This window comes from Streptomyces sp. NPDC004031 (assembly GCF_053604375.1).
Genome location: NZ_JBSGHL010000025.1, coordinates 86,956 through 107,654 on the forward strand (window position 1 = coordinate 86,956; position 20,699 = coordinate 107,654).

Here is a 20,699-nt window from a genome sequence, read left to right on the forward strand (position 1 = left end):
CGCAGCCCCTCTACAGCTTCATCAGATTGGCGTCGTCGACCGAGGCCGAGTGGCGCGAACGGAAGATCGACACGATGATCGCGAGCCCGACCACGACCTCGGCCGCGGCGACCACCATCGTGAAGAAGGCGATGACCTGCCCGTCGAGGTTGCCGTGCAGCCGGGAGAAGGTGACGAACGCCAGGTTGCAGGCGTTCAGCATCAGCTCGACGCACATGAAGACCACGATCGCGTTGCGCCGGATCAGGACCCCGGCGGCGCCGATGGTGAACAGCAGCGCGGCCAGGTACAGGTAGTTGGCCGGATTCACTTGGCACCCTCCTCGGCCTGGTCGTTGTCCGCCGCCTCACCGCTGCCGCCCGCCTTCGCGCCCGAGGTGACCGCGGGCCGGGACGGCAGATCGACCTCGCGCTCCAGCCAGCGGGTCGCGCTCTGGTCGAGCGCGGCCAGCCGCTCCATCGCGTCGCCGGACACGTCGCGGATCTGGCCGCGCTCGCGCAGCGTCGCGCTGACCGACAGCTCCGAGATCGAGCCGTCCGGCAGCAGCGCCGGGATGTCCACCGCGTTGTGCCGGGCGTACGTGCCGGGCGCCGGCAGCGGGGTGACGTGGCCGCCCTCGCGGAAGCGGGCCTCGGCCAGCTCCCGCTGGGTGCGGCGCTCCTCGGTGCGCTCGCGGTGGGTGAGCACCATCGCGCCGACCGCCGCGGTGATCAGCAGCGCGCCGGTCAGCTCGAAGGCCCACACGTACTGCGAGAAGAGCAGGTGGGCGAGGCCCTGGACGTTGCCGCCGTCCGCGGCGCTCGCCGCGCCGGTGCCCTCGAAGGTGTCGAGGGAGGCGTTGGAGATACCGGCGATGAGCAGGATGCCGAAGCCGAGCCCGCACAGCGCGGCCATCCAGCGCTGGCCCTTGAGCGTCTCCTTCAGCGAGTCGGCCGCGGTGATGCCGACGAGCATGACGACGAAGAGGAAGAGCATCATGATCGCGCCGGTGTAGACGACGATCTGCACGATGCCGAGGAAGTACGCGCCCTGCGCCAGGTAGAAGACGGCGAGCACGATCATCGTGCCGGCCAGCGACAGGGCGCTGTGGATGGACTTCTTCATCAGCACCGTGGCCAGGGCCCCGAGCACGGCGACCGTGCCCAGGATCCAGAACTGCACGGCCTCGCCGGTGGAGGTCTTCGACGCGGCGTCCGCCGCGAGGGTCACAGCGGTGGCGGCGCTCATGCCTCGGCCCCCGTTCCGGCCGGGGCGGCGCCGCCGGGGGCGGTGACCCCGGCGTCCGTCACGTCGGCGGCCGCGTCGGCGGCCACGCTCTCGTCGGGCTTCTCGCCCTTGGAGACCGCGACCTGCCGCTCGGTGCCGGGCGCGGCCTCGGTGACCAGGCCGCGGTAGTAGTCGCCCTCGTCCATGCCGGGGAAGATCGCGTGCGGCGCGTCGACCATGCCGTCGGTCAGGCCGGAGAGCAACTGCTCCTTGGTGAAGATCAGCGACTCACGGGTGCGGTCGGCCAGTTCGTACTCGTTGGTCATCGTCAGCGCGCGGGTCGGGCACGCCTCGATGCACAGCCCGCACAGGATGCAGCGGGCGTAGTTGATCTGGTAGACGCGGCCGTAGCGCTCACCGGGCGAGTAGCGCTCCTCGTCGGTGTTGTCCGCGCCCTCCACGTAGATCGCGTCGGCCGGGCAGGCCCATGCGCACAGCTCGCAGCCGACGCACTTCTCCAGCCCGTCCGGGTGCCGGTTGAGCTGGTGGCGGCCGTGGAAGCGGGGCGCCGTGGGCTTCTTGTACTCCGGGTACTGCTCGGTCAGCCGCTTCTTGAACATGGCCTTGAAGGTCACGCCGAAGCCTGCGACCGGGCCGAGGAACTCAGGCATCGCCGTCCTCCTGCTTCTCCTGCTCCGGGGCGTCCTGGCCGGATGCTCCGACGAGTTGGGGCTCCGCGCGGCTGGGCCGCCGCGGCACCCGCTGCACCTGCTGTCCGGGCAGCGGCGGTACGGGGTAGCCGCCGGCCATCGGGTCGAACCGCTCCGGCGGGGCCAGCAGTCCGCCCTCGGCCGGTTTGCTCTGCTCCTCGCGGTCGCGGAAGAGGTCGGCGAGCAGCGAGACCAGCAGCAGCACAAGGACGGCGCCGCCGACGTACAGCACGATCTTGGTGGAGCTGTAGTCCTCGTTGCGCATCGCGCGGACCGCGGCGACGAGCATGAGCCACACCATCGAGACCGGGATGAGGATCTTCCAGCCGACCTTCATCAGCTGGTCGTAGCGCACCCGGGGGAGCGTGCCGCGCAGCCAGATGAAGAAGAAGAGCAGCAGCTGCACCTTGACGACGAACCACAGCATGGGCCACCAGCCGTGGTTGGCGCCCTCCCAGAAGGTGCTGATCGGCCAGGGGGCGCGCCAGCCGCCGAGGAAGAGGGTCGTGGCGACCGCGGAGACGGTCACCATGTTGACGTACTCGGCGAGCATGAACAGCGCGAACTTGATCGAGCTGTACTCGGTGTTGAAGCCGCCGACGAGGTCGCCCTCGGACTCCGGCATGTCGAACGGGGCCCGGTTGGTCTCGCCGATCATCGTGCAGATGTAGACGAGGAAGGACACCGGCAGCAGCGCCAGGTACCAGCGGTCGTGCTGGGCCTCGACGATCGTCGAGGTCGACATCGACCCGGAGTAGAGGAAGACCGCCGCGAAGGACAGGCCCATCGCGATCTCGTAGGAGATCATCTGGGCCGACGCGCGCAGGCCGCCGAGCAGCGGGTAGGTCGAGCCGGACGACCAGCCGGCGAGCACGATGCCGTAGATGCCGACGGAGGCCGTGGCCAGGATGTAGAGGATGCCGATCGGCAGGTCGGTGAGCTGGAGCGCGGTGCGCTGGCCGAAGATGGAGACCTCGTTGTCGGCCGGGCCGAAGGGGATCACCGCGAAGGACATGAACGCGGGGATCGCCGCCACGATCGGGGCGAGGACGAACACCACCTTGTCGGCCCGCTTGACGGTGATGTCCTCCTTGAGCATGAGCTTCACACCGTCGGCGAGCGACTGGAGCATGCCCCAGGGGCCGTGCCGGTTGGGGCCGATGCGCAGCTGCATCCACGCGACGACCTTGCGCTCCCACACGATGGAGAACAGCACGGTCAGCATCGCGAAGGCGAAGCAGAACACCGCCTTGAGGAGGATCAGCCACCACACGTCGTTGCCGAAGAACGACAAGTTCTCAGCGGTAGCGGCCAGTTGGCTGCTCATGACGTGACCTCCTGGCCCTGCGCGGCCGCGCCGTCCGCCGGGACCTCGGCGGCGGCGATCGCGACGACCTGTCCGGGGAGGGCGCCCACGTCGGAAGCGACGCCGGAGCCCGTCGAGTTGAGCGGCAGCCAGACCACGCGGTCGGGCATCGGGGTGACGGCCAGCGGCAGCGTCGTCGCCCCCGCCGGTCCCGTCACGGTCAGCAGGTCGCCCTCGGCCAGGCCCAGTTCGGTGGCCGTCGCGGCGGACAGCCGGGCGACGGCGGCGTGCCGGGTGGCGGCGAGCGCGTCGTCGCCGTCCTGGAGACGGCCCCGGTCGAGCAGCAGCCGGTGCCCGGCGAGCACCGCCTGGCCCTGCTCGGGGCGGGGCAGCGGCACCGAGGAGTCCAGCGGCGCGGCCGCGTACGGGCCGGACCATCCGGCGAGCCGGTCCAGTTCGATCCGCGCGGAGCGCACGTCGGCCAGGCCGAGCGCGACGTCCATCTGGTCGGCGAGCATCGTCAGGACCCGGGCGTCGGACAGCTGGTGGCGCGCGGTGGCCTGGTCGGGCTTGATCGCGGTCTCGAACATCCGCGCCCTGCCCTCCCAGTTGAGGAAGGTGCCGGCCTTCTCGGCGACCGCGGCGACCGGCAGCACCACGTCGGCGCGGTCGGTGACCTCGCTCGGCCGCTGCTCCAGGCTCACCACGAAGCCCGCCGCGTCCAGCGCCGCACGGGCGGCCGCCGGGTCGGGCAGGTCGGCGAGTTCGACGCCGCCGACGACCAGCGCGCCCAGCTCGCCGCTCGCGGTGGCCCGCAGGATCTCGCCGGTGTCGCGGCCGTAGCGGCCGGACAGCGTGGGCAGGCCCCACACCCGGGCGACCTCGTCGCGGGCCCGCGGGTCGCTCACCGGGCGTCCGCCGGGCAGCAGTCCGGGCAGCGCGCCCGCCTCGACCGCGCCGCGCTCGCCCGCCCGGCGCGGGATCCACGCCAGTGCCGCGCCGGTGGCGGCGGCGAGCCGGATGACGGCGGTGTAGCCGCCGGGTACGGTCGCGAGCCGCTCGCCGACCAGGATGACCGCGCCCTCCTTGCGGAGCGCGTCGGCGGCCTCCCGCCCGGCCTCGTCCAGGCCGACGCCGCCCGCGAGCGCGTCCATCCACTCCGGTTCGGTGCCGGGGGCGGCGGGCAGCAGGATGCCGCCGGCCTTCTCCAGGCCGCGGGTGGCGTGGGTGGCGAGCGCGTACGTCTGCTGCCCCCGCTTGCGGTGGGCCTTGCGCAGCCGCAGGAAGACGCCGGGGGCCTCCTCCTCCGACTCCAGCCCGGCGAGCAGGACGGTCGGGGCCGCCTCCAGCGCGCGGTTGGTGACTCCGGTGCGGTCCAGGTCAAGGCCGCGTCCGGCGACCGCGGAGGCCAGGAAGTAGGCCTCCTCGGCGGAGTGCGGGCGGGCCCGGAAGTCCACGTCGTTGGTGCCGAGCACGACCCGGGCGAACTTCGCGTACGCGTACGCGTCCTCGACCGTGATCCGGCCGCCGGGCAGCACCGCCGCCCGGCCGTGCGCCGCGCCGAGCCCGGCGGCGGCGGCGGCCAGCGCCTCCGGCCAGGAGGCCGGGGCGAGTTCACCGTCGGCGCCGCGCACCAGCGGGTGGGTGAGCCGCTCGGGCCGCTGCGCGTAGCGGAAGCCGAAGCGGCCCTTGTCGCACAGCCACTCCTCGTTGACCTCCGGGTCGTTGGAGGCCAGGCGCCGCAGCACCTTGCCGCGCCGGTGGTCGGTGCGGGTGGCGCAGCCGCCCGCGCAGTGCTCGCACACCGAGGGGGACGACACCAGGTCGAAGGGCCGCGACCGGAAGCGGTACGCGGCCGAGGTGAGCGCGCCCACCGGGCAGATCTGGATGGTGTTGCCGGAGAAGTACGACTCGAAGGGGTCGCCCGCGCCGATCCCGACCTGCTGCAGCGCCCCGCGCTCCAGCAGCTCGATCATCGGGTCGCCCGCGACCTGGTTGCTGAAGCGGGTGCAGCGCGCGCACAGCACGCAGCGCTCGCGGTCCAGCAGCACCTGCGCGGAGATCGGCACCGGCTTCTCGTACGTGCGCTTCTTGCCGTCGAAGCGCGAGTCGGAGTCGCCGTGGCTCATCGACTGGTTCTGCAGCGGGCACTCGCCGCCCTTGTCGCACACCGGGCAGTCGAGCGGGTGGTTGATGAGCAGCAGCTCCATCACACCGCGCTGCGCCTTCTCGGCGACGGGCGAGGTGAGCTGGGTGGTCACCACCATGCCGTCGGTGCAGGTGATGGTGCAGGACGCGACGGGCTTGCGCTGCCCCTCGATCTCGACGATGCACTGCCGGCAGGCCCCGACCGGGTCCAGCAGCGGGTGGTCGCAGAACCGCGGGATCTCGACGCCGACCATCTCCGCGGCCCGGATGACCAGGGTGCCCTTGGGCACCGACACCGGGATGCCGTCGACGGTCAGCGAGACCAGGTCCTCCGGCGGCACCGCGGGCTGCCCCGCGCCGGAGGACGCACTGCTTGTGGTGACGGTCACGCGTGGGCCTCCGTACGGTACTTGTCGGCCCAGGCGGTGGAGCGGGCCGGGTCGAAGGGGCAGCCCTTGCGCTCGATGTGCTCCTCGTACTCCGCGCGGAAGTACTTGAGGGAGGAGAAGATCGGCGCGGCGGCGCCGTCGCCGAGCGCGCAGAAGGACTTGCCGTTGATGTTGTCGGCGATGTCGTTCAGCTTGTCGAGGTCGCCGGGCGAGCCCTTTCCGGCCTCGATGTCGCGCAGCAACTGGACGAGCCAGTAGGTGCCCTCGCGGCACGGGGTGCACTTGCCGCACGACTCGTGGGCGTAGAACTCCGTCCAGCGGGTGACCGCGCGCACCACGCACGTGGTCTCGTCGAAGCACTGGAGCGCCTTGGTGCCGAGCATCGACCCGGCGGCGCCCACGCCCTCGTAGTCGAGGGGCACGTCGAGGTGCTCCTCGGTGAACATCGGGGTGGACGAGCCGCCCGGCGTCCAGAACTTCAGCCGGTGGCCGGGGCGCATGCCGCCGCCCATGTCCAGCAGCTGCCGCAGGGTGATGCCGAGCGGGGCCTCGTACTGCCCGGGGCGGGCGACGTGGCCGGACAGCGAGTAGAGCGTGAAGCCCGGGGACTTCTCGCTGCCCATGGAGCGGAACCACTCCTTGCCGCGCAGCATGATCGCGGGAACCGACGCGATGGATTCGACGTTGTTCACCACAGTGGGGCAGGCGTAGAGCCCCTCGACGGCGGGGAAGGGCGGGCGCAGCCTCGGCTGGCCGCGGCGGCCCTCCAGCGAGTCCAGCAGCGCGGTCTCCTCACCGCAGATGTACGCCCCGGCCCCGGCGTGCACGGTGAGTTCGAGGTCGAAGCCGCTGCCGAGGATGTCGTTGCCCAGGTAGCCGGCCGCGTAGGCCTCGCGGACGGCTTCGTGCAGCCGGCGCAGGACGGGGACGGTCTCACCGCGGAGGTAGATGAAGGCGTGATGCGAGCGGATCGCGTAGCACGCGATGATCATGCCCTCGATGAGGGAGTGCGGGTTGGCGAAGAGCAGCGGGATGTCCTTGCAGGTGCCCGGCTCCGACTCGTCGGCGTTGACGACGAGGTAGTGCGGCTTGCCGTCGCCCTGCGGGATGAACTGCCACTTCATGCCGGTGGGGAAGCCCGCGCCGCCGCGGCCGCGCAGGCCCGAGTCCTTGACGTAGGCGATGACGTCGTCCTGCGGCATCGCGAGGGCCTTGGCCAGGCCCTCGTAGCCGTCGTGCCGGCGGTAGGTGTCCAGCGTCCATGACCTCGGGTCGTCCCAGAAGGCCGACAGGACGGGCGCGAGCAGCTTCTCGGCCGATTCCACGGTCATCACTCGCCCTCCCCACGGGTCGGTTCGGTGGATCCGCCCGCGGGTCCGGCCGGGTTGTCCGGGTCGGAGACCGCGGTCTGCTGCGGGGCGTCGTGCGAGCTGGGGTGCGCGGCGGGCGAGGGCGAGGACGGCGTGTCGAAGGCGCCGCTCTCGGTGCGGTGCGGCTCGGCCTGCTGCGGCACGGTGTGCGCGGGTGCCTCGCCGCGGTGCAGGCGCAGGCCCGCGAGCGACGCGGGGCCCGCGCCGCCGCTCGCCTCGACCGCGCCTTCGCGCTGGTCGGGGAAACCGGCGAGGATCCGCGCGGTCTCCTTGTACGTGCAGATCGGCGCGCCGCGGGTGGGCCGTACCTCGCGTCCGGCGATCAGGTCGTCGACGAGCGCCCTGGCGGATTCGGGCGTCTGGTTGTCGAAGAACTCCCAGTTGACCATCACCACGGGCGCGAAGTCGCAGGCCGCGTTGCACTCGATGTGCTCCAGCGTGACCTTGCCGTCGGCGGTGGTCTCGTCGTTGCCGACGCCGAGGTGCTGCTTGAGCTCGTCGAAGATCGCGTCGCCGCCCATGACCGCGCACAGCGTGTTGGTGCAGACGCCCACCTGGTAGTCGCCGCTCGGCTTGCGGCGGTACATGGTGTAGAAGGTCGCGACCGCGGTGACCTCGGCGGTGGTGAGGTTCAGCATCTCGGCGCAGAAGCGGATGCCGGTGCGCGTGACATGGCCGTCCTCGGACTGCACCAGGTGCAGCAGCGGCAGCAGCGCGCTGCGCGAGCCGGGGTAGCGGGCGATCACCTCCTTCGCGTCGCTCTCCAGCCGGTCGCGCACGTCGGCCGGGTAGTCGGGCGCGGGCATCTCGGGGATGCCCAGTGACACGTCGGTCATCGGTCGACGCCTCCCATCACGGGGTCGATGGACGCAACGGCGACGATGACATCGGCCACCTGGCCGCCCTCGCACATCGCCGCCATGGACTGAAGGTTGGTGAACGACGGGTCGCGGAAGTGCACCCGGTACGGGCGTGTGCCGCCGTCGCTGACCGCGTGCACGCCCAGTTCGCCCTTCGCGGACTCGACCGCCGCGTAGGCCTGCCCCGGCGGCACCCGGAAGCCCTCGGTGACCAGCTTGAAGTGGTGGATCAGGGCCTCCATGGAGGTGCCCATGATCTTCTTGATGTGGTCGAGGCTGTTGCCCATGCCGTCCGGCCCGAGCGCGAGCTGCGCGGGCCAGGCGATCTTCTTGTCCTCGACCATGACCGGGCCGGGCGCGAGCCGGTCCAGGCACTGCTCGACGATCCGCAGGCTCTCGTGCATCTCCGCGACCCGGACGAGGAAGCGCCCGTAGGAGTCGCAGGAGTCGGCCGTCGGGATCTCGAAGTCGTAGTTCTCGTAGCCGCAGTACGGGTCGGACTTGCGCAGGTCGTGCGGCAGGCCCGCGGCGCGCAGCACCGGGCCGGTCGCGCCGAGCGCCATGCAGCCGGTGAGGTCGAGGTAGCCGACGTCCTGCATACGGCCCTTGAAGATGGGGTTGCCGGTCGCGAGCTTGTCGTACTCCGGCAGGTTCTTGCGGAACTTCTTCACGAACTCGCGGATCTGGTCCACCGCGCCGGGCGGCAGGTCCTGCGCGAGGCCGCCGACACGGACGTACGCGTGGTTCATCCGCAGGCCGGTGATCAGCTCCAGGATGTCCAGGATCATCTCGCGGTCGCGGAAGCCGTAGATCATGATCGTGGTGGCGCCCAGCTCCATGCCGCCGGTGGCGATGCACACCAGGTGGGAGGAGATCCGGTTGAGCTCCATGAGCAGCACCCGCAGGACCGTGGCGCGGTCCGGGACCTGGTCCTCGATGCCGAGCAGCTTCTCGACGGCGAGGCAGTAGGCGGTCTCGTTGAACAGCGGCGTCAGGTAGTCCATGCGCGTGACGAACGTGGAGCCCTGGACCCAGGTCCGGTACTCCATGTTCTTCTCGATGCCGGTGTGCAGGTAGCCGATGCCGGAGCGGGCCTCGGTGACCGTCTCGCCGTCGATCTCCAGGATCAGCCGCAGCACGCCGTGGGTGGACGGGTGCTGCGGGCCCATGTTGACAATGATGCGCTCGTCGTCGGTGCCGCTGACCTGCTCGGCCAGCTCGTCCCAGTCGCCGCCGGTGACGGTGAAGACCCGGCCCTCGGTGGTCTCGCGCTCTTCCGCCTGCTGGGGGGACGCGTATCCGTTCGTCATGAGTACGACCTCCGCTGGTCGGGAGCCGGGATCTGAGCGCCCTTGTACTCGACGGGGATGCCGCCGAGCGGGTAGTCCTTGCGCTGCGGGTGGCCGGGCCAGTCGTCCGGCATCATGATCCGGGTGAGCGCGGGGTGCCCGTCGAAGACGATGCCGAAGAAGTCGTACGTCTCGCGCTCGTGCCAGTCGTTCGTCGGGTAGACGCCGACGAGCGAGGGGATGTGCGGGTCGGCGTCGGCCACCCCGACCTCCAGCCGGATCAGCCGCCCGTGGGTGATCGACCGCAGGTGGTAGACGGCGTGCAGCTCGCGGCCCTCGTCGCTGGGGTAATGGACGCCGCTGACGCCCGTGCACAGCTCGAAGCGCAGCGCCGGGTCGTCGCGCAGCGTCTGCGCGACCCGCACCAGGTGCTCGCGGGCGATGTGCAGCGTCATCTCGCCGCGGTCGACGACGACCTTCTCGATCGCGTCGGCGGGCGGCAGCCCCGACTCCTCCAGGGCGCCTTCCAGCTCGTCGGCGATCTCGTCGAAGACCCCGCCCCGGCCGCCGTACGGGCGCGTGCTCGCCCCGGGCAGCCGGACGGTGCGGACCAGGCCGCCGTAACCGGAGGTGTCGCCGCCCTTGTCGGCGCCGAACATGCCGCGGCGCACCCCGATGACCTCGCCGGGCTGCTGCTCGCGGGGGGCGGGGACGGGTGCGGTGCCGCTGCCGGTGTCGCTCATCGCAGGAGCCCCTTCATCTCGATGGTGGGGAGCGCCTTGCGGGCGGCCTCCTCCGCCTCGCGGGCCGCCTCCTCGCGGTTCACGCCGAGCTTGGAGCCCTGGATCTTCTCGTGCAGCTTGAGGATCGCGTCGAGCAGCATCTCGGGGCGCGGCGGGCAGCCGGGCAGGTAGATGTCGACCGGCACCACGTGGTCGACGCCCTGGACGATCGCGTAGTTGTTGAACATCCCGCCGCTGGACGCGCACACGCCCATCGAGATGACCCACTTGGGGTTCGGCATCTGGTCATAGACCTGCCGCAGCACCGGCGCCATCTTCTGGCTCACCCGGCCCGCGACGATCATCAGGTCGGCCTGCCGCGGCGAGCCGCGGAAGACCTCCATGCCGAAGCGGGCCATGTCGTAGCGGCCCGCGCCGGTGGTCATCATCTCGATGGCGCAGCAGGCCAGGCCGAAGGTGGCCGGGAAGACCGACGCCTTGCGTACCCAACCGGCCGCCTGCTCCACCGTCGTGAGCAGGAATCCGCTCGGCAGTTTCTCTTCGATACCCATGGGTTGGCTCCCCTTGTCCCCTCGGTCCCTAGTCCCATTCCAGGCCGCCGCGCCGCCACACGTAGGCGTAGGCGACGAAGACGGTGAGCACGAAGAGGAGCATCTCCACGAGCCCGAACATCCCCAGGCGGTCGAAGGTGACGGCCCAGGGGTAGAGGAAGACGATCTCGATGTCGAAGACGATGAAGAGCATCGCCGTCAGGTAGTACTTGATCGGGAAGCGCCCGCCGCCGGCCGGATGCGGGGTGGGCTCGATGCCGCACTCGTACGCTTCCAACTTGGCCCGGTTGTACCGTTTCGGCCCGATGATCGAGGCCATGAAAACGGAGAAGATCGCGAAGCCGGCCGCGATGCCCCCCAGCACGAGGATGGGCGCGTAGGCGTTCACCGTCCCCCGCTCCTTCCAGTCGGCAGTGACTGACATGTACGGACCGACTCGCGGTGTGAGCCCCCTCACTCCGCGACCAAGATCGCGCCTATGTGAGGCAGTTCACAAGCCCAAGTCGCCTGCATCCTATGCCTCCCGGTCTGTGATCTGCGACACGGGGTACCGGCTCACCTTTGTGATCTCCACCACCCGGCCAATGATCATGAAGTCGGATGAGCGGTGTTCTTGAGGCAGATCACTCCCAAACGATCACTTCATGTCACATCCCTGTTAATTCTCGCTGGTCAGAGGGGTGGGTTCATTATCAAGCGAGGGTGGCCCCGGGCAAATTGGAGTTGGACGCGGCCGCGTGATAGCGCGCGGGCGGACGCCGGACGGGGTGGGTCGCGACCGTCCGGCGGCAGGGAACCGGCCGCGTGAACGCGTGCACGAGCACAAATCGGGCCACTGATGTGAAAGTGCGTCAAACCATCAGAAGATCAAGATCACGAAACGGGCATTTGAGCCGTGCGCACGTCAACTGTGGCGCATCCCACCTTTCTTGAACGGAACCATTCGTTCCTGATAGCCAAAGACGCATGTCCCAGAACAGACCGCAGATACCCGCGGCCACCGCCACGCCGTCCCATAGCGGCCGCCGGCGGCACGCCGCGCCGACGCGCCCCAACTGGACGCGCAGGGCCGGACTCGTCGGCGGTGTCGTCAGCGCCATCGCACTCGGCGGCGCGGGCGCACCCGCCCTCGCCGACAACCACGGGCGTCCCGACGCCTCGACGCCGACCTCCCTCGACGCCTCCCCGCTCTCCACCGCGGTGACCTCCCGGCAGGCAGCCGACGCCGTCGCGCAGAACGCGCTCGCCCACACCCTCGCCGCCGCCCGCGAGCACGCCGCGTCCACCGCCGCTGCCGCCGCCTCGGCGACGCACAAGGCCGCCGTCGCCGCGAAGGCCGCGAAGGCGCGGGCCACCGCGACCGCGCTGGCCGCCTCGCGCAGCGCCAAGCGCGCGAAGCTCACCGCGACCCCGGCCGCCGCCTCCTCCTCTTCCTCGTCCTCCTCGTCGAGCGCCGCGGCACCCTCGGCCTCCAAGGTCGACAAGCTCATCGCGTTCCTCAAGGCGCAGATCGGCAAGCCGTACGTCTACGGCGCCACCGGCCCCTCGTCGTACGACTGCTCGGGCCTGACCCAGACCGCGTACGCCACCGTCGGCATCTCGCTGCCGCGCACCTCGCAGGAGCAGTCGACGGTGGGCACGCCCGTCTCGATGAACTCCCTGCGCGCCGGCGACCTCGTCTTCTGGGGCGGCGAGGGCAGCGCCTACCACGTCGGCGTCTACATCGGCGACGGCCAGTACCTGGACGCGGCCAACCCGTCCTCCCCGGTGGGCATCAAGCCGCTCACCTACTCCGAGCCGGACTGGGCCGTCCGCGTCCTGTGACGCTCACCCGCAGGGCGGGTCGTACGGCAGCTGCGGGATGTACTTCTTCCACTGCCGCGCGGTGAGCACGTCGCGCGTGAGGGAGCAGATCCACCGCGCGGCGTGCTCGGGGTCCAGGTCCCACAGCCGGATCACGCCGTCCTCCCCGACGGTGACCAGGCGGCCGTCACGGGGGAAGGCGACCGAACCGACCGTGCCGTGCGTCCCGCCGTCGGGTGCGCGGCCGGGCGGGACCGGCCCCTCCCCCGTGGTCACCGCTCGGTGATGTGCGGCGAGCCGCGCGTCCGTGTCTGCTCCCTCGCTCCGATCACCGGATCCGGAATCCGACGGGGTTTTCACTCCCGGTCAAGGGTCCGACATCGGAGCGGAGTCGGCGCCGCGTCCACCAGATCTCCACGTCCGGTGCGGGCACGGGCAGTTCAGACCAGCCAGCGGCCCGCCTTCATGAGGAGGCGGTCCCGCAGCTCGGGGACCGTCCCCCAGGCCCGCAGCTGCCGCGGGGCGACACGGTAGAAGTGGTACGGCTCGGGGTCCTTGCGCGGGTCCCACCCGTCCTTGGCGGCGAAGGAGTCGCCGACGCCGGGCGGGAGCGCGTCCGCGGCGAAGGCGGTGACGTCGCCCTCGACGTGCACGACGTCCCGCGTCGTCCCGAAGCACAGCCGTACGGTGCCGGTCGCCGCGAGGTTCGCGCCCGTGGGGTTGGTCGGCCGCGTCGCGAGCCACACGGCCTCGCCGTCCCACCAGAACGTGAGCGGCATCAGCGTCGGGCCGCCGCCCGCCGGGTCGGCCGTCGCGACCCACACGTCCAGCTCCTCCGCCAGGATCCGCAGCGCGTTCGCCTTGCGCGCGGCGCGGGTGCGCGGGCCGTTGTCAGGGGCCGGGGCCGGGGTGTCGTCAGCGGTGTCGTGCGTCGTGTCGTTCGTCGTCATGCGGCACGACGCTAGCCGTGCCGCCCGCCCGGCGCATCGGTCCCCGGGCGTACGCCCCGCCGGGCGGGGGCGGCCGCCCGCAGCTCGCGGACCAGGGCGCGTACGGCGGCGGAGGCGGCGAGTTCGGGCGTGGTCACGTAGCCGATCCGGCGTGTCGGGCGGCGCGGGCCGAGGTCGGTGACCTCGACGGTGTCCGGGGCGCCGGTCAGGGAGAGGGCCGGCATGATCGCCATGCCGTGGCCCGCGCCCACGAGCGAGAGCACCGCGCCGTCGTCCTCGGCCTCGACCGTGGCCTGCGGGATCCAGTCCTGCGCCTCCCACCAGGCGCGGGTGTACGAGCCGCAGTTCTCGGCCCAGTCGACGAGCGGCAGCGAGCGCGGCGCCGGATGCCCGGCCGGGTGCACCAGGCTGTAGCTCTCCTCGAAGAGCCCGCCCGCCACCAGCCCGGCGGGCAGTCGCGCCCCGTCCAGGGTGACGAGGGCCAGGTCCGCCCGCCCGTCGGCCACTTCGCCCGCCGCGCCGCGCCCGACCTCGCGGACGATCCGCACCCGCGGCTCGATCCCCGGGTGCCGCGCGCGCAGCCGCTCCAGGACCGGCGGCAGCAGCTGCAGCGCGGTGCTGCGGAAGGCCGCGATCCGCAGCGGGCCGTGCGGGGTGCGCAGCCGGTCCGCCCCGCGCGCCTCCGCGGCGAGCACGTCCAGCAGCCGCAGGATGCGGCGGGCGTGCGCCACCGCCTTCTCCCCCGCCGCGGTGGGGCTCGCCCCGCGGCGGCCCCGGTCGAAGAGGACGGCGCCGATCTTGCGCTCGCTGCCGCGTACCGAGTGGGAGACGGCGGACTGGGTGAGGCCGAGCGCGCCGGCCGCCGCCGAGAAGCCGCCGGTGTCCGCGACGGCGACGAGGACGCGCAGCTCGTGGGGGGCGAGGTCGGTGCGGGTGGCTCCGCCGGCGGGGGCGGGGGTGCCGCGGTCGGTGCCGTCGTCGGACGTCGGGGGCACGGGCGCTCACCTCGGGCGTACGGGCTCGGGCGCGGACCCGGGCGGGGCTCGGACGTGGACGGGGTCGGACGTGGACGGGTTCGTTCGTACGGGACCGGAACGTACGGGTCTGGAACGTACGGGACGCGTGCGCGCGGGACTCCTGCGTGCCGGCCCCGCCCGTACGCTCCCACCCATGAGAAGCGCTCATGGAACGGGCCGTCGTATGAGCCCAACCGGCTGCCGCCGGGCGCCATTCCCGGCCTAGCGTCCGGGGCATGAGCGAGCACGCGATCACCGTCCAGCAGACCGCCCGCCCCCACGGCTTCCCCGAGGCCGGGGATTTCGCCTTCGTCGAGTCGGCGGTCCCCGAACCCGCGCCCGGCACCGCGCTCGTGGCGAACCTCTACTGGTCCGTCGACCCCTACCACCGCGAGCTGATGGACGACGTGCCCGGCGGCTTCGCGCTGCACGCCCCGCTCGAAGGCCGGACGATCGGGCGCGTCGTCGCCTCGCGCACGCCGGAACTGGCGGAGGGCGAGATCGTCTTCCACCGGCGCGGGTGGCGTACGCACTCCGTGGTCGGCCCCGAGGAGGTCCGCCGGCTGCCCCCCTTCGACGGCGTCCCGCTGACCGCCTTCCTGAGCGTCCTCGGCGGCACGGGGCTGACCGCCTACGTCGGCCTCACCCGCGTCGCCCGGTTCCGCGCGGGTGACGACCTCTTCGTGTCCGCCGCGGCCGGCGGCGTCGGCACGGCCACCGGCCGTTTCGCCCGCCTGCTGGGCGCCGGGCGGCTCGTCGGCAGCGCGGGCTCGGCGGCCAAGGTCGCCCATCTGACCGGGGAGGTGGGCTACGACGCGGCCTTCGACTACCACGACGGCCCGGCCGCCGCCCTGCTCGCCGAGGCCGCGCCCGACGGCATCGACGTCTTCGTCGACAACGTCGGCGGCGACCAACTGGCGGCTGCGGTCGGCGCGTTGCGCGAGTTCGGCCGGATCGTCCGGATCGGCACCATCAGCACGTACAACACCCCGGACGCGCCGCCTCCGGCCGTCGACTACGCGCAGATCGTGGAGAAGAGCCTCCGCATGGAGGGCTTCCTGGTCAGCAACTACCGCCATCTCCAGGAAGAGTTGTACGCGTTCGCGGTCCCGCACCTGCAGTCCGGCCGGCTCGCGCTCGACGAGACGGTGGTGGACGGCTTCGAGCACGTCGTGGACGCCTTCCTGGGCATGCTGCGCGGCGCGAACACCGGGAAGATCATCGTGCGCGCCGACACGTAGCCGGTGGCGGCATCGGCGGAACGGGCCCGTCCTCCCGCTCCCCGGCGGGATGATCCCGAGAGGGGACGCGCGCGTGGAGGGGGACGGCGGATGGGCAGGACGGTACGGCGGTCGGCGGGGACGATGGCGCTCCTGGACCTCGTCCGGGAACCGCGCCGGGTGCTGTGGCAGTTCACCCCGCGGGGCGCGGCGGTCGCGGCGGCGGACCGGGAGGCCTTCGCGGCGGGCGAGGCGCGCGGGGTGGCCGCGCACACCTACCGCAACCGCCGCATGCGCCAGGGCTTCCTCGTCCTGGACCCGGCGTCGCCCACCCCGCTGACCTGGCACCGCACCTTCCGGGCCCGCCCCGGCCGCTCCCCGGTCACGCTCGACGCGCCCTTCGACGTCCTCGCGGTGACACCGGGGGTGCCGCTCAGCCGCTGCACCCTCCTCACGTTCACCGCCGCCGGCACCCCGTGGGCGCTGGCCGTCCCGCTGCGGGACTCCACCCTCGTCCGCGCGGCCCTGGCCTGGGCGAACGGGACGGCGTGACGCTGCGGCCCGCGGCGTCAGGGGTGGGCGGCGGCGACCCGGGCGACGACCGGGCGCCAGTGCTCCAGGCCGGGGACGCGCAGGCCGACGACCTTGCCCGCGTCGTCCCCGCGGCGCAGCGCCACCGCGGCGGCGAAGTCGGGGTCGGCCTTGAACACGGCCGCCTCCGCGGGCGTCATGGCCCCGCCCTGGCAGCCCAGCGTCCGCGCGCTCTCCGGCGACAGGGCCAGCGACGGGTCGGTCGCGGCGAGGTAGCGCTTGGCGGGGATGTGCAGCGCGACGAGGCGGCCGACCCGCGGCCCGAGCAGCGCCGTCACGGCCGCGGCGGCGTGCTCGCCGTGCCCGGCCTCGTCGCCGGGCACCAGCACATGGCCGATGTCGTGCACCAGGCCCGCGAGCTGGAGCTCCTCGTCGGCGGGGTGCGCGGCGGCGAGCAGCGCGGCCACCTGGAGCCCGTGGTCGAGGATGTCCACCGGGTCGCCGGTGCGGTCCGGGGTGTCCCAGGCGTCGTGGCAGTCGGCGAGCAGGTCCATGAGCGCGTCCACGGACGCGAGGGCGCGGGGCTTGTTCTCTCTCACGCCGCCACGGTGCCCCGCCGGGCCGAACGGCAGGTGTACGGCGGCTGACCCCCGGGGGACCCGCCGTACACCCGCCCCCTCTCCGCTACCCGGTGTAGGTGTACGTGAAGTGCGGGGTGTCGTACTGCGGGCCGCTCTTCTCGTACGTGAACCAGTAGGTGAGCACGGCGCCGGACGACAGGCCGCTGACCGTCTGCGTCCAGGTGCCGCCGCTGTTGGCCATCCGGAAGTTCTGCTGGCCCGCGCCGTTCACGAGGTAGTGCACGTCGACGTAGGCGGCGGGCGTGGTCGGGGTGAAGGTGATGCGCACCTGGCCGGAACCGGTGGTCGCCGCCCCGGCGGTGTAGTCGGGCGCGGTGGTGCTGCCGCCGGTGCTGCCGGTGGAGGTACCGGTGCTCGTACCCGTGGACGTACCGGTGCTCGTACCGGTGGAGGTGCCGGTGCTCGTACCCGTTGAGGTGCCCGTGGACGTGCCCGTGGTCGTACCGCCGGTGCCGCTGCCGCCCGTCGTGCGGTTGACGGCGATCCAGTCGACCGTCATGGCCGCGCCCGAGCTGATGTCGGCCGAGGGGGAGGTGCAGCCGCACACCTTGTTCGGGTAGGAGCCGCCGATCGCGACGTCGAAGATGGCGAAGAAGCCGTGGTCGACGGCCGCCTGCCAGGTCGCCGTCGAGACCTGGTTCTCGTTGACCGTGTACGTCACCTGGCCGTCGAGGGCGAAGCGCAGTTGCTCGGCGGAGGTGTTGGTGCGGTCGATGACCACGGAGTACGTGTGGAAGCCCGACTGGCAGCCGCCGCACGGCTGGAGGCCGCTGCTGATGCCGTCCGGGTCGTGGCACTCGCCCGCCCACACCCCGCAGTGGAAGGTCGTCGAGTGCTGGCTCAGCGCGTTGACGTCCTCCATGATGTCCAGCTCGCCGATGCCGGGCCAGTTCGTCGCCCCGACCGGGCGGGCGTCGGCGCCCATCGCCCAGAAGGCGGGCCAGTAGCCCAGCCCGCTGGCCGGTGCGGGCTGCTTCAGCGAGGCGCTGATCTCCAACTGGCCGCCCGCCGGGGCGGCGAAGTCGGTGCGCTGCGTCTCGACCCGGCCCGAGGTCCAGTGCCCGGACGGGTCCTTGACCGGCTTGATGACGAGGTGCCCGGAGCCGTCCTGGTAGACGTTGGCGGTCGAGTCGGTGGCCGTCTCGATCTCGCCGGTGCCCCAGTTCGCGGCGGCGCCGGGGTAGTTGTAGCCGGTGCCGGTGTCGTAGAGCCAGTTCGCGCGGTCGAGGCCGGTGCCGGCCGCGCCGTTGAAGTCGTCGCTGAAGACGGTGGTCCAGCCCGACGGCGGGCTCGGCACGGCAGCGGCGGCGGGCCCGCCGCCCAGCGACACCCCGAGCAGGGCGCCGACCCCCAGCAGGAGCGCGCCGAGCCCGGCACCGAGCCCCCGCCGCCGCCGGAACCGGCCCCGAACACGCCGTGCTGGGGGCGGTGTTGCGTGATCGCGCGTGCGCTGACTCATGGCCGTGTGACCTCTCTGCGGGCGGTGGGGGGACGCCGGGCCCTCCTGAGAGCGCTCTCAGACTCCCGGTTGCCGTGGAGTGTCAACCAATGGCAGGCACACGTCAATATCCCGCGCGCGGACGAGACGGAGTGGCGCGGCCCGCCGCGACCCGTACGCCCCCGGCGACACGCCCCGTACCGCCGCCCGCGGGGCCATCGGCCCGTCTCCCCCGCCCGCGATACTCGACACCATGCACGGACGCCCCCAGCACCTGCCCGACACCCCCCGGATGGCCCGCCACGACTGGTGGGGCGTCGTCCTCGAAGCGCCCGACCCGGCGGCGCTGGCACGCTTCTACGTCCGGGTGCTGGGCTGGCGGATCGACAAGGAGGAGCCGGACTGGGTGGCCATCGCCCCCGAGGAGGGCGTCGCCTACCTGGCCTTCCAGCGCTCGGCGGACTACGTCCCCCCGGTCTGGCCCGCCCGGGACGGAGCCCCACGCATCACGATGCACCTGGACTTCGAGGTCACCGACCTCGACGCGGCCGTGGCCGACGCCCTGTCCCTCGGCGCGCGCCCCGCGGCCCACCAGCCCCAGCCCGGCGTCCGCGTCCTCCTCGACCCCGCGGGCCACCCCTTCTGCCTCTACCTCGCGGACTGAGCCCCGCCTCGGGCCCCGGGCCCCGGGCTCACGCCTCGCGCCGCTCCAGGAACTCCCGGACGAGGTCGAGGCGCCGGTAGGCGTCGTCGAACCAGGCGTCGTCCAGCGGCACGGGCACGGTCACCCCCGCGCCGGACGCCTGCGCGTCCTTGACCGTGACGTGGCACCGGCCCCCGTCGTCCTCGTCGAGCTCGACGTACAGCCACGGAGCACCGGCCCCGTCGCGCCAGGAGATCTCGTGCCCGGTGTCGAGCAGGTCCAGCGCCTGCTGCCACTCCCCCAGGTCGTCCCCGGATATCCCGGTCCGCAGGCTGCCGGACACGAAGGGCGTCTCGACCACGAACTCCCCGCTCAACAGAACGTTCTTGTCCTTCCCGCTGATCCGCAGCACGACGCTGTTCCCGTCACCCTCGAATCGGAACAGATCGATCGGCTCCTCGGCCATGACGGCCCCCTCCCGGCTCGCACGTGCCCCGATCGTACGGCCCGCCTCCCTCATTCCCTCCCGGAGCCCGCCCGGCATCAGGCGCGGGCCCTCGCCGCCCCGGCTCTCAGAACCCGACCAGGGACTTGTCGAGCACTCCCCCCAGGGCGCCGTAGACGCAGCAGCGGACCGTGTGTCCCGCCCTGCGGCGGAATCCGGACACCACGGCGAGCAACAGCGCGAAGAACACCGCCTCGACCGCCGGTGCGATCGGGCTGAGGAGGAAGAGGAGGCCCCCGACGACGCCCCAGACCACGATCGGCAGGAGCGAGCAGCGCAGCACCGTCCGTAGCCTGAGCGGCTCACGTCCCGGCGGGAGCGCGCGTTCATGCCACACATCTATGTGGATCTTGGTCCCACACTGCTCCGGTCGCATGAACTCATTGCATCACCGCCGGGCCGGCCTGTGCCGTGATCCGCTGGAAAGCGGCAGAGACGAAGCCACGTGCCGCCCAGGTCGTCGGCCTCGCCCGCCTGACGTCACGCGGGCGTACGGTTGCGGCGTGGCGAGCGAGCACCTGGGAAAGACCCTGCGGCGGCTGCGGCGGCTGGCCGACCTCACGCAGGAGGAGTTGGCGGAGCGGTCGGGTGTGTCCGTGGACGTCGTCCGGCAGTTGGAGCAGCGGCGGAAGCATTCGGCGCGGCTGCCGACGCTGCACGCGCTGGCGAACGGGCTCGGCGTGGAGCTGACGACGCTGCTCGGGGATCCGCCGGGGGTCACCGCTTCCGGGGAGAGCGACGGGCCGCGTTTCGTCGCCGTGCGGAGGGCGATCATGCCCGCGCTCTGGGGGCCACCGCCCCCTCCCCTCGGGGCGGACTTCTCGGCGAGCGGGCTGCGCGACCGTATCGCGGAGGCCTGGACGCAGTACCACGACGCCGAGTTCGACGCCGTCATGAAAGCCCTGCCCGACCTGATCGCCGAGGCGCGCGCCGCCTCGGCCGCAGGTGGCGACGACGAACGGGCCGCCGGTTTCGCGGCGTTGGGGAAGTCGCTCCAGCTCGCTGGGCACGTGGCGGTCCGCATGGGCAAGACGGACCTCGCGCTCGCGGGCCTGGAGCGCGCGGTGGGCGCGGCGGAGCGGTCCGCCGATCCGCTGCTCCTTCCGATGATCGTCAACTCGACGGCCTGGACCTACCAGCGGCAGGGCCGCCTGGAGGACGCCCTCGCCATCGCGTTGCACGCGGCGGACGCGATGAAGGCCGCGGACCTCACGTCCACCGCCGCCGGGCTCAAGGTGTGGGGTGGGCTGACCATGAGCGCCGCCACCTCCGCCGCACGCGGCGGCGACTACGAGCGGGCGGCGGCCATGATGGCGGCGGCCGAGAAGGAGGCGGCCCGCGTCGCGAAGCTGCCCGCAGGCGGCGACAACCGGATGGTCA

General features: G+C 72.4%; 23 protein-coding genes. 5 read left to right on the plus strand and 18 right to left on the minus strand.

The window, feature by feature from the left end:
- Nucleotides 1–10: 10 nt before the first annotated feature.
- Genes nuoK through ACWERV_RS18430 form a run of 11 tightly spaced genes read right to left on the minus strand, consistent with a single transcriptional unit; the run spans nt 11 to nt 10,960 of the window.
- Complete coding sequence (nuoK, locus tag ACWERV_RS18380; RefSeq protein ID WP_031518880.1) at nt 11–310, minus strand: NADH-quinone oxidoreductase subunit NuoK; 300 nt, start codon at nt 308–310, stop codon at nt 11–13.
- Nucleotides 307–1,227: an NADH-quinone oxidoreductase subunit J gene (locus tag ACWERV_RS18385; protein WP_398185735.1), complete on the minus strand. Its 921-nt coding sequence runs from the start codon at nt 1,225–1,227 to the stop codon at nt 307–309. The genes nuoK and ACWERV_RS18385 overlap by 4 nt, the downstream gene beginning before the upstream one ends.
- A complete protein-coding gene (gene nuoI / locus ACWERV_RS18390) occupies nt 1,224–1,877 on the minus strand; it encodes an NADH-quinone oxidoreductase subunit NuoI (RefSeq protein WP_398185738.1) in 654 nt (217 codons plus the stop codon). The genes ACWERV_RS18385 and nuoI overlap by 4 nt, the downstream gene beginning before the upstream one ends.
- Nucleotides 1,870–3,243, minus strand: a complete 1,374-nt coding sequence (gene nuoH / locus ACWERV_RS18395) for an NADH-quinone oxidoreductase subunit NuoH (RefSeq protein WP_452934048.1) — start codon at nt 3,241–3,243, stop codon at nt 1,870–1,872. Before nuoH ends, nuoI begins: the two co-directional genes overlap by 8 nt.
- Complete coding sequence (locus ACWERV_RS18400) at nt 3,240–5,759, minus strand: NADH-quinone oxidoreductase subunit G (protein WP_452934050.1); 2,520 nt, start codon at nt 5,757–5,759, stop codon at nt 3,240–3,242. Before ACWERV_RS18400 ends, nuoH begins: the two co-directional genes overlap by 4 nt.
- Complete coding sequence (gene nuoF, locus ACWERV_RS18405; RefSeq protein ID WP_452934053.1) at nt 5,756–7,090, minus strand: NADH-quinone oxidoreductase subunit NuoF; 1,335 nt, start codon at nt 7,088–7,090, stop codon at nt 5,756–5,758. Before nuoF ends, ACWERV_RS18400 begins: the two co-directional genes overlap by 4 nt.
- Nucleotides 7,090–7,965, minus strand: a complete 876-nt coding sequence (gene nuoE, locus ACWERV_RS18410) for an NADH-quinone oxidoreductase subunit NuoE (RefSeq protein ID WP_398185749.1) — start codon at nt 7,963–7,965, stop codon at nt 7,090–7,092. The genes nuoF and nuoE overlap by 1 nt, the downstream gene beginning before the upstream one ends.
- Nucleotides 7,962–9,299 carry an NADH-quinone oxidoreductase subunit D gene (locus ACWERV_RS18415; protein ID WP_398185752.1) on the minus strand — a complete coding sequence of 446 codons (1,338 nt, stop codon included), beginning with the start codon at nt 9,297–9,299 and terminating at the stop codon, nt 7,962–7,964. The genes nuoE and ACWERV_RS18415 overlap by 4 nt, the downstream gene beginning before the upstream one ends.
- Nucleotides 9,296–10,021: an NADH-quinone oxidoreductase subunit C gene (locus ACWERV_RS18420; protein WP_398185755.1), complete on the minus strand. Its 726-nt coding sequence runs from the start codon at nt 10,019–10,021 to the stop codon at nt 9,296–9,298. Before ACWERV_RS18420 ends, ACWERV_RS18415 begins: the two co-directional genes overlap by 4 nt.
- Nucleotides 10,018–10,572: a NuoB/complex I 20 kDa subunit family protein gene (locus ACWERV_RS18425; protein ID WP_398185758.1), complete on the minus strand. Its 555-nt coding sequence runs from the start codon at nt 10,570–10,572 to the stop codon at nt 10,018–10,020. The genes ACWERV_RS18420 and ACWERV_RS18425 overlap by 4 nt, the downstream gene beginning before the upstream one ends.
- A 28-nt stretch (nt 10,573–10,600) precedes the next feature.
- Nucleotides 10,601–10,960, minus strand: coding sequence for an NADH-quinone oxidoreductase subunit A (locus ACWERV_RS18430; protein WP_167986559.1), 360 nt, complete (start codon nt 10,958–10,960; stop codon nt 10,601–10,603).
- A 578-nt stretch (nt 10,961–11,538) separates the two neighbouring features.
- On the opposite strand from ACWERV_RS18430, the gene ACWERV_RS18435 reads away from it, so the two are divergent.
- Nucleotides 11,539–12,396: a C40 family peptidase gene (locus ACWERV_RS18435; RefSeq protein ID WP_452934058.1), complete on the plus strand. Its 858-nt coding sequence runs from the start codon at nt 11,539–11,541 to the stop codon at nt 12,394–12,396.
- Nucleotides 12,397–12,399: 3 nt separating this feature from the next.
- On the opposite strand, the gene ACWERV_RS18440 is transcribed toward ACWERV_RS18435, so the two are convergent.
- From ACWERV_RS18440 to ACWERV_RS18450, 3 genes are all read right to left on the minus strand, one after another.
- On the minus strand, nt 12,400–12,651 hold the full coding sequence (locus ACWERV_RS18440; RefSeq protein WP_452934060.1) for a hypothetical protein: 252 nt from the start codon (nt 12,649–12,651) through the stop codon (nt 12,400–12,402).
- 164 nt (nt 12,652–12,815) lie between these two features.
- Nucleotides 12,816–13,325: a pyridoxamine 5'-phosphate oxidase family protein gene (locus ACWERV_RS18445; protein ID WP_452934063.1), complete on the minus strand. Its 510-nt coding sequence runs from the start codon at nt 13,323–13,325 to the stop codon at nt 12,816–12,818.
- 11 nt (nt 13,326–13,336) lie between these two features.
- Nucleotides 13,337–14,233 carry a LysR family transcriptional regulator gene (locus tag ACWERV_RS18450; protein ID WP_452934092.1) on the minus strand — a complete coding sequence of 299 codons (897 nt, stop codon included), beginning with the start codon at nt 14,231–14,233 and terminating at the stop codon, nt 13,337–13,339.
- Between the two features lie 344 nt (nt 14,234–14,577).
- On the opposite strand from ACWERV_RS18450, the gene ACWERV_RS18455 reads away from it, so the two are divergent.
- Together ACWERV_RS18455 and ACWERV_RS18460 are read left to right on the plus strand one after the other, a co-directional pair.
- Nucleotides 14,578–15,582 (plus strand): NADP-dependent oxidoreductase, encoded by a 1,005-nt coding sequence (locus ACWERV_RS18455; RefSeq protein WP_452934065.1) that lies wholly within the window; start codon nt 14,578–14,580, stop codon nt 15,580–15,582.
- 90 nt (nt 15,583–15,672) lie between these two features.
- Nucleotides 15,673–16,113: a hypothetical protein gene (locus ACWERV_RS18460; RefSeq protein WP_452934068.1), complete on the plus strand. Its 441-nt coding sequence runs from the start codon at nt 15,673–15,675 to the stop codon at nt 16,111–16,113.
- A 17-nt stretch (nt 16,114–16,130) separates the two neighbouring features.
- On the opposite strand, the gene ACWERV_RS18465 is transcribed toward ACWERV_RS18460, so the two are convergent.
- Nucleotides 16,131–16,691 carry an HD domain-containing protein gene (locus tag ACWERV_RS18465; RefSeq protein WP_452934071.1) on the minus strand — a complete coding sequence of 187 codons (561 nt, stop codon included), beginning with the start codon at nt 16,689–16,691 and terminating at the stop codon, nt 16,131–16,133.
- An 85-nt stretch (nt 16,692–16,776) separates the two neighbouring features.
- Nucleotides 16,777–18,192, minus strand: coding sequence for a glycoside hydrolase family 16 protein (locus ACWERV_RS18470; RefSeq protein WP_452934073.1), 1,416 nt, complete (start codon nt 18,190–18,192; stop codon nt 16,777–16,779).
- Between the two features lie 232 nt (nt 18,193–18,424).
- On the opposite strand from ACWERV_RS18470, the gene ACWERV_RS18475 reads away from it, so the two are divergent.
- A complete protein-coding gene (locus ACWERV_RS18475; RefSeq protein ID WP_452934076.1) occupies nt 18,425–18,835 on the plus strand; it encodes a VOC family protein in 411 nt (136 codons plus the stop codon).
- 28 nt (nt 18,836–18,863) lie between these two features.
- On the opposite strand, the gene ACWERV_RS18480 is transcribed toward ACWERV_RS18475, so the two are convergent.
- Nucleotides 18,864–19,280 (minus strand): DUF5959 family protein, encoded by a 417-nt coding sequence (locus ACWERV_RS18480; protein ID WP_452934078.1) that lies wholly within the window; start codon nt 19,278–19,280, stop codon nt 18,864–18,866.
- Between the two features lie 106 nt (nt 19,281–19,386).
- Entirely contained in the window at nt 19,387–19,695 is a 309-nt protein-coding gene (locus tag ACWERV_RS18485; protein WP_452934080.1) for a hypothetical protein, read from the minus strand.
- A gap of 127 nt (nt 19,696–19,822) precedes the next feature.
- On the opposite strand from ACWERV_RS18485, the gene ACWERV_RS18490 reads away from it, so the two are divergent.
- Nucleotides 19,823–20,699 (plus strand): helix-turn-helix domain-containing protein (locus ACWERV_RS18490; protein ID WP_452934082.1); only part of this gene is annotated, 877 nt, incomplete at its 3' end.